Origin of the sequence: Pseudacidovorax intermedius (assembly GCF_001476815.1) — a bacterium.
GTDB lineage: Bacteria > Pseudomonadota > Gammaproteobacteria > Burkholderiales > Burkholderiaceae_C > Xenophilus > Xenophilus intermedius_A.
In genome coordinates, this window is sequence record NZ_LDSL01000250.1 from 1 (window position 1) to 1,290 (window position 1,290).

General features: G+C 67.1%; 1 protein-coding gene. It reads left to right on the forward strand.

Going from position 1 to position 1,290, the window contains the following annotated elements:
* Positions 1–131: 131 nt before the first annotated feature.
* Positions 132–1,238 carry a 5-methyltetrahydropteroyltriglutamate--homocysteine S-methyltransferase gene (locus NS331_RS24990; protein ID WP_058644597.1) on the forward strand — a complete coding sequence of 369 codons (1,107 nt, stop codon included), beginning with the start codon at positions 132–134 and terminating at the stop codon, positions 1,236–1,238.
* The last annotated feature ends 52 nt before the right edge of the window (positions 1,239–1,290 follow it).

The following is a 1,290-nucleotide window of genomic DNA, read 5'->3' on the forward strand; positions in this document are numbered from 1 at the left end:
CACGCCCTGCTGCTCGCGGTCCAAGACACCCCTGCTCGTTCTGGATCTGTGAAGTAGCGCGCCACCGGCTACGATCCCCCGGCCGCCGCCTGACAGGGCGGCGTTCCTTTTTTCACCTCTCAGGAGACACCATGCAACTGCCCGCCCGCTACGACCATGTCGGCAGCTTCCTGCGCCCGCAATACCTGCTCGAGGCCCGCGACAAGAAGGCCAAAGGCGAGATCGGCGCCGAGGCGCTGCGCGAGGTCGAGGACAAGGCCATCGCCGAGATCGTCAAGTTCCAGCAGGACGTCGGCCTCAAGAGCATCACCGACGGCGAGTTCCGCCGCACGTACTTCCACATCGACTTCCTGGAGCAGCTGGGCGGCGTCAAGACCGACATCCCGGTCACCGTCAAGAAGGCCGACGGCACCGAGGAGCTGGCCCCGCCGGTGATCCGCGTCGTGGACAAGGTGCGCCATGCCAAGGACATCCAGCGCGCCGACTTCGAATACCTCAAGGGCCAGGTCGCCGCCGGCTGCACGCCCAAGGTGACCATCCCCTCGCCCACCATGCTGCACTTCCGCGGCGGCCGTGCCGGCATCAGCAAGACGGCCTACCCCGAGCTGGACCCGGCCTTCTACGACGACGTGGCCAAGGCCTATGGCGACGAGCTGAGGAGCCTGTACGACGCCGGCTGCCGCTACGTGCAGATGGACGACACCAACCTCGCCTACCTGTGCGACGAGAAGATGCGCGAGGCGGCCCGCCAGCGCGGCGACGACCCCAACGAGCTGCCGCACCGCTACGCCGGCTTCATCAACAAGGTCGTGGCGCAGAAGCCCGAAGGCATGCTGCTGGCCATGCACCTGTGCCGCGGCAACTTCAAGAGCACCCATGCCGCCGCCGGCAACTACGAGCCCGTGGCCGAGGCGCTGCTGGCCGAGATGAACCTGGACGCCTTCTTCCTGGAATACGACGACGACCGCTCCGGCGACTTCCGTCCGCTGCGCTTCCTGCCCAAGGGCAAGACCGTGGTGCTGGGCCTGGTGACCACCAAGTTCGGCGAGATGGAAAGCAAGGACGACCTCAAGCGCCGCATCGACGAAGCTGCCAAGTACGCGCCGCTCGAGCAACTGGCCCTGTCGCCGCAGTGCGGCTTCTCGTCCACCGTGCACGGCAACAACATCGCCGTCGAGGCGCAGCGGCAGAAGCTGCGGCTCGTGATCGAAACGGCTCAAGAGGTCTGGGGCAACTGAGCCCGGTCTCGAGCCCCTCTCCCCTCGCGGGAGAGGGGTTGGGGAGAGGGGG

Coding starts and splice junctions, on each gene's coding strand:
- NS331_RS24990 (WP_058644597.1), top strand. CDS start 132: ATGCAACTGCCCGCCCGCTACGACCATGTCGGCAGCTTCCTGCGCCCG.